Raw genomic sequence first — 6,588 nt, forward strand, 5'->3', positions numbered from 1 at the left:
CTCGTCTTACACCAGCCACGTTCACGAGGGAGTGACCATGTCGAATGATCCAATCGCCACCGCAAAGGGTGAGCGCAGCTTTCCCGCGCCATACTCGATCGAGACTCCCGAGGGCGCTGAGGGGTGGCGGGACATGTACGCCTACCACAACCTCTTCTTGGAGTCGCGGCGCGAGGAGGACTCTGCCAAGACCTGGTTCCGCAACTCGCTGCACTTCCCCGAAGTCTCCTATCCGTTCGATCACCTCACCATCGACGGTTCCTTCACGGGCACGGGCGTCACCAACGCCCGGGTGTTCGCATTGCCTCCCGCCCTCGGCCTCGAGGTGCGCGTGATCAACGGCTACACCTACATGTCCACCGTCCCGGCACCTGATGCGGAGACCCAGGCCCGCCGGGCCGAGGAGTTCGCCGTGCGAGCCGGCCACTACTTCGCGAACTGGGACAGCCTCTACGAGGAATGGACCAAACGGGTCACCGCTGCGGTCCGCGCCATTGACGACATCGTGGTGCCGACCCTCGACGAGTTCGAGTCGCGCGACTACGTGCTCTCGGCACCCGGGCCGACCCAGGGAAATCGTTTCCTGGCGGCGTACCATCGGACGCTCGAGGCGTGCGACGTCATCTGGACGCTGCACTCCGAGTTCCTGAACCTCGGATACACGGCCTACCTTCAATTCCTCATGCTGTGCAAGCAGCACTTCCCCGAGATCGAGGATCAGACGATCTCGCGCATGGTGTCCGGCATCGACGTGCTGCTCTTCCGCCCCGACAACGAGCTGCGCGCGCTGGCCCGAAGGGCGGAGGAGCTCGGCGTCTCCGACCTGCTCCGGGACGTCACGAGCGAATCCGAAGTGCGCGAGGCCCTCGGCTCCAGCGAGGCGGGACGCGAGTGGCTTGCCTCGCTCGATGAAGCGATCGACCCGTGGTTCTACTTCTCGTACGGATCGGGCATGTATCACTCGCACGGGAGCTGGGTCGATGACATGTCGCTTCCCCTGCAGGCGATCAACGACTACGTCGCCGCTCTGCGTCGCGGCGAGAGCCTCGAGCGTGAACTCGAGGCACTGCAGGCCGATCGAGACGAGATCGTGAGCCGCTACCGGTCTCTCCTAGACCCGGATGTCGTCCCCTCGTTCGACGCGGCCCTCGCCCTGTCTCGGACCGTGTTCCCCTATGTCGAGAACCACAACTTCTACATCGAGCACTGGTTCATGACGAAGTTCTGGAACAAGGTCCGTGAGTTCAGCGCGAAGTTCGTCGAATGGGGCTTCTGGGCCGACATCGAGGACATCTTCTATCTTCGCCGCGCGGAGGTCGAAGAAGCGGTGGTCGATCTGCAGATGGCGTGGGGATCGGGGTCACGTCCCCAGGGCGGGTTCTATCTGCCCGAGATCATCCAGCGCCGGCGAGAGATCTATGCCGCCCTGGATGCATGGAACCCGCCGCCCGCGCTCGGCCCCGTTCCCGACAAGGTCGACGAGCCGCTCACCATCATGCTGTGGGGAATCACTCCGGAGACCGTGGATCGCTGGCTCGCCGCCCAGGACGGTGATGCGGGCGGCCGCATCCTGGAGGGGTTCGCCGGCTCTCCCGGCATCGCCGAAGGCCCTGCTCGCATCGTGCTGCGTCCCGACCAGCTCGACACCGTCCAGGAGGGCGAGATCCTCGTCGCACCGGTCACGAGCCCGAGTTGGACACCTGTCTTCGGACGCATCAAGGGCGCTGTGTGCGACATCGGCGGCATCATGTGCCACGCGGCGATCGTCTCGCGCGAGTACGGGCTCCCCGCGGTGGTGGGAACCGGGTTCGGCACTCACACGATCAAGAACGGGCAGCGGATCCGCGTGGACGGCAACAAGGGTACCGTCACGATCCTCGACTGAAGGTGAAGAGCATCATGGAAGAGAATCGCTACACGATCGGCTTCTCGTTCCTCCGAGCGGAGGACCGAGAGCGGGTGGGCGGCAAGTGCGCGAGTCTGGGCGAGCTCGTCGCAGCGGGTCTCCCGGTACCGGCCGGTTTCGCTGTCACGGTCGCCGCTTTCGAGGACTTCCGCGATGCGTCGACCTTGCGGCACGAACTCGTGGACGTCGTGACCGGAACGCGGGGTGCGGGCCCAGCGGAACTGCAGAGCGCGCACCAGCGCGCCGCGGAGCTGATCCTCGCAGGACCGCTCCCGCCGCACATCGAGGACGCCATCCGCGGCGCATATGCACAGCTGTCGCAGACGGTCGCCGGCGCGCGGGGCACGGGCGGAGACAGCGGTATCGCGGTCGCCGTACGGTCCTCCGCCGTCGATGAGGACGGTGACGTCGCAAGCTTCGCCGGACAGCAGGAGACCTACCTCTGGGTGGTCGGCGCCGACGAAGTCGTTGCGAAGGTACGCGAGTGCTGGGCGAGTCTGTACACACCGCAGGCGATCGCCTACCGATCGAGCATGGACGCCGCCCAGGGGGCGGCGGCCTCGCGCATCGGGGTCGCGATCCAGGCGATGGCCGAGGCGGATGTCGCGGGTGTGACGTTCACGGTGAGCCCCTCGACCGGCGACCGCTCGATCATCGCGATCAATGCGAGCTACGGACTGGGCCAGGCGGTGGTCTCGGGCGAGGTCACGCCCGACGAATACCGGGTCTCGAAGGCCGACTTCCGCATCGTGAGCAGCCGGATCGCGGAGAAGGCACACGAATACGTTCCCGCGGACGATCACCGGGGCGTTGTGCTCCGGGAGGTCGACGCCGAGCGTCGAGCGGCGGCCGCACTCAGCGACGAGGAGGTGCAGCAGGTCGCAGCGATCGGGTTGCGCGTCGAGGCCCATTACGGCTGCCCTCAGGACATCGAATGGGCACTCGAGCGCCGACAGGGCGGGGAGCCGGCGGTGATGCTGCTGCAGTCGAGGCCTGAGACGAGCTGGAAGATGCGCCGCGAAGAGCAGAAATCCGCGCCGGTGCCGGGTGCCAACCTGCTCGGATTCCTCGCGGGCGCCATCGGGGAGCCGCGCAAGTGACTGATTCCGAGACTCCCACCTGGGATCAGCTGCTCGAGCTGATCACCCGCCTCGATGAAGGCGGCCTCACCGAGGCGACCGTCCGGCTCGGGGACCTCACCGTCCAGCTGTCCAAGGGCGCGCCGCTCAGCGCCCGCCAGGCGACCCCATCGAACGTCAGCGCCGACTCCGGCACGACGACGAGCACGCCGAGCGAAGCCGATGTCGCAGCGCAAGAACGACCCGTTGCGGCGCCCCGCGACCCCGACGACGCACCCGCAGGAACGCCTGTCCCGTCGCCGATTCTCGGCGTGTTCTACCGCGCCTCCTCCCCTGGAGGCGACCCGTTCGTGACCGAGGGCGACCAGGTGGACGCAGACCGGACGATCGGCATCATCGAAGTGATGAAGATGATGAATCCCGTCACTGCGGGAGTGTCGGGCCGGATTCTGTCGTTCGCCGTCGCCGACGGCGAGGCGGTTCAGTTCGGTCAGCCGCTCGCGTACGTGGACGAGACGCAATGAGTGCCGAGCGGCCCGTCGTCTTCGTCGCCAACCGGGGAGAGATCGCGGTTCGCATCGTCGAGGCAGCTCATCGCATCGGTGCCGAGGCCGTGGTCGGCGTCAGCGTCGCCGACCGCGAAAGCCTGGCAGCTCGCCGTGCCGATCGGGCGGTCGTCATCGGGCCGAGCGCGGCGAATGCCTCGTACCTCGCCCCAGAGGTCGTCGCCCAGGCCGCCGTGCAATCCGGCGCGGACGTGGTGCACCCCGGCTACGGCTTTCTCAGTGAGCAGCCCCTCCTCTGCGAAATGCTCGAGGCAGAAGGCATTGCCTTCGCAGGTCCGCGGCCGGAGACGCTCCGCGCGATCGGCGACAAGGCGAGCGCGCGCGAGGTCGCGGTGCGAGTCGGGGTTCCGGTGGCCCGGGCGGAGCCCCTACCGCACGCGGCCGACATCGAGGAAGTCGTTCGTCGCAGCATCGCCGTCGGGTTTCCCCTCCTCGTGAAGGCCGTTCACGGCGGCGGCGGACGCGGCATCCGCCTCGCCAACGACGAGGACGAACTGCGCCGAGTGGTTCCTCAGGCGGAGGCGGAGGCCAAGGCGGCGTTCGGCGAGGGAGCCCTGTACGCGGAGAGATTTTATGGTGCGGCCCGCCACGTCGAGGTGCAGGTCTTCGGCGACGGCGAGGGCGGAGTGAAGATCTTCGGCGATCGGGACTGCTCGGTGCAGCGACGACACCAGAAGCTGATCGAGGAGTGTCCTGCACCGGACATCGACGACGCCCGCCGACAAGTCCTCCATGAGTCCTCTCGCGCTCTCGTTCGGGATCTCCGCTACCGCGGAGCGGGGACGGTGGAGTTCCTGGTCGACACGCAAAGCTCCGACGTCGTCTTCCTGGAGATGAATGCGCGGATCCAGGTCGAGCATCCGGTCACCGAGGAAGCCTATGGCGTGGACCTGGTCGCCGCGCAGCTCCTGCTCGCCCTCGGCCGCGACCCCGGCCTGCCCGAGGTCGCCGCGGTTCCCTCCTCGGTGGTCATCGAGGCGCGGATCAACGCCGAAGATCCGACCCGCGGATTCCTGCCCGCGCCGGGCCGGATCGCGACCGTCGATTTTCCTCGCGGCCCCGGGATACGAATCGACACACACATCGGCTCCGGCGAGGACTTCCCGCCCTTCTATGACTCGTTGATGGCGAAACTCATCGTGCGAGCAGCGGATCGGCCCGCGGCCATCGCCGCGCTGCGGTCCGCGGTGGAACGCACCCGGATCGAAGGCATTCCGACAACGCTGCCCGTTCACGAGATGGTGCTCGGCCACGCCGATTTCATGGGCGGCCCCGTCACGACCACGTGGTTCGAGCAGATCTGGGGAACGCATGACCGACCCGCAGAGGAGCGTTGATGTGTCCGAGTCACAAGACGCACGCCTGACATTCGTCGATACGAGCCTGCGCGATGGCAATCAATCCCTCTGGGGCGCTGTCGGCGTCACCACGGGGATGGCCGAGACCGCCCTCGCCGCGATCGACCGCATCGGCCTCGCCGCGATCGATTACACCAGCTCGACCAATCTCCTGATGGGGTCGAAGACGCACCGCGAGAACCCGTGGGAGCGGATCTCACGGGCACGGGCGGCGGCCCCACGCACGCCGTTGTCGGCGATCACGACCGGGATGCGCTTCATGTCCTGGGAACGTGCGTCCGAGACGGTGATGCGCATGTCGCTGCGCCTCATGGCCCGACACGGGCTTCGTCGGCTTCAGATCGCAGACCCGATGAACGAGGTGGCCTCGGTCAGCACCGTCGCGCGGTGGGCCAAGGAAGAGGGATTCGAGATCGTCGTCGCCGCGACGACGTTCACGGAGTCCCCGGTGCACACCGACCTGGCCTACTTCGACGCCGCACGTCGATTCTCCGCCGACCCGAACATCGACGCGGTCTACATCAAAGATCCCGGTGGCCTCCTGACGGTCGAGCGAACGGCAAGCCTGGTCAGCGGAATGAGGGATGCCGTCGTGGGCAAGCCGCTCGAACTGCATGGCCACTGCACGACGGGCGAGGCCCCGCTCGTCTATCTTCGCGCGGTCGCCCTCGGCGTGGATGCTGTGCACACCGGCATCGGAGCGCTGTCCAACGGCACGGCGCAGCCCCAGCTGGAGGCCACGATTCAGAACCTCGAGGCGGCGGGTGTTGCCCTCGATCTCGACCGCGCGGCGCTCGCCGAGGCCGGCGAGATCATCGGCGCGATGGCCGCGCAGCAGCGCCTGGAACCGGGCCCCATCATGCCGTTCGATCTGCGACCCCACGTGCACCAGGTTCCCGGCGGGATGATGGGCACGCTGCGCCGTCAGCTCAGTGAGCTGGGGATGGTCGAGCTGGTGCCCGCGGTGGTCGAGGAAGCCAAGCGGGTGCGCGCTGATCTCGGCTATCCGATCATGGTGACGCCCTTCAGCCAGTTCGTCGGCAGTCAGGCGCTGATGAACGTCCTCGCGGAACGAAGTGGGCAAGACCGGTACTCGCGGATCCCCGACGAGGTGGTGCGCTTCGTGCTCGGCCAGTTCGGCACGCCCGTTGGCCCGATCGCACCCGATGTCGTCGAACGCGTGACGTCCCTGCCACGTGCGCGAGAGCTGCAGCACGATCCCGACTCGCGAACGCTCGACGAGCTGCACGCCGACTATGCGAAGCGGTTCGGCCGAACGCTGGACGAAGAGGAGCTGCTGCTGCGGCTCGTCATGGCCGAGGACGTGCTCGAGTCGGTCCTCGCCTCTGGCTCGGCCCCCGGGTGGCAGCCGCGCGCGAGCGCATCCAGCGCCACGGACTTCGTCGATGCGGTACGACGACTCCCCAACTGGAAACACCTGCGTGTCGTCAGAGGAGGCGACGAGATCGAGCTCGTTCGCGCCGAACACGAGTCCGGTGCCGCACGATGAGCCCCGATGCACCCGGTGCGGTCACGTGGACGCCGACCGAGGCGGATATCGCGCGGGCGCGAATGATCGGCTTCATGCGGTGGCTGCGCGACGAGCGCGGGGTCGATCTGACCACGTACCGCGACCTGTGGCGCTGGTCCGTCGACGAGGTGTCCTCCTTCTGGGAGTG

Annotated in this window: 5 protein-coding genes; all 5 read left to right on the forward strand. The window is 67.4% G+C overall.

The window, feature by feature from the left end:
* The first annotated feature begins 37 nt into the window (after nucleotides 1-37).
* Genes VNT50_RS13470 through VNT50_RS13490 form a run of 5 tightly spaced genes read left to right on the forward strand, consistent with a single transcriptional unit; the run spans nucleotide 38 to nucleotide 6,419 of the window.
* The gene (locus VNT50_RS13470; protein ID WP_325485622.1) at nucleotides 38-1,885 is read left to right on the forward strand and encodes a PEP-utilizing enzyme; all 1,848 of its coding nucleotides are present in this window, start codon (nucleotides 38-40) and stop codon (nucleotides 1,883-1,885) included.
* A gap of 14 nt (nucleotides 1,886-1,899) precedes the next feature.
* Nucleotides 1,900-3,006, forward strand: coding sequence for a PEP/pyruvate-binding domain-containing protein (locus tag VNT50_RS13475; protein ID WP_325485623.1), 1,107 nt, complete (start codon nucleotides 1,900-1,902; stop codon nucleotides 3,004-3,006).
* On the forward strand, nucleotides 3,003-3,509 hold the full coding sequence (locus tag VNT50_RS13480) for an acetyl-CoA carboxylase biotin carboxyl carrier protein (RefSeq protein ID WP_325485624.1): 507 nt from the start codon (nucleotides 3,003-3,005) through the stop codon (nucleotides 3,507-3,509). The genes VNT50_RS13475 and VNT50_RS13480 overlap by 4 nt, the downstream gene beginning before the upstream one ends.
* Nucleotides 3,506-4,888, forward strand: a complete 1,383-nt coding sequence (locus tag VNT50_RS13485) for an ATP-binding protein (RefSeq protein ID WP_325485625.1) — start codon at nucleotides 3,506-3,508, stop codon at nucleotides 4,886-4,888. The genes VNT50_RS13480 and VNT50_RS13485 overlap by 4 nt, the downstream gene beginning before the upstream one ends.
* A 1-nt stretch (nucleotide 4,889) precedes the next feature.
* Entirely contained in the window at nucleotides 4,890-6,419 is a 1,530-nt protein-coding gene (locus VNT50_RS13490; protein ID WP_325485626.1) for a hydroxymethylglutaryl-CoA lyase-like TIM-barrel protein, read from the forward strand.
* Nucleotides 6,420-6,588: the final 169 nt, after the last annotated feature.

The sequence above is a fragment of the Microbacterium sp. genome, from assembly GCF_035554235.1.
Lineage (GTDB): Bacteria > Actinomycetota > Actinomycetes > Actinomycetales > Microbacteriaceae > Microbacterium.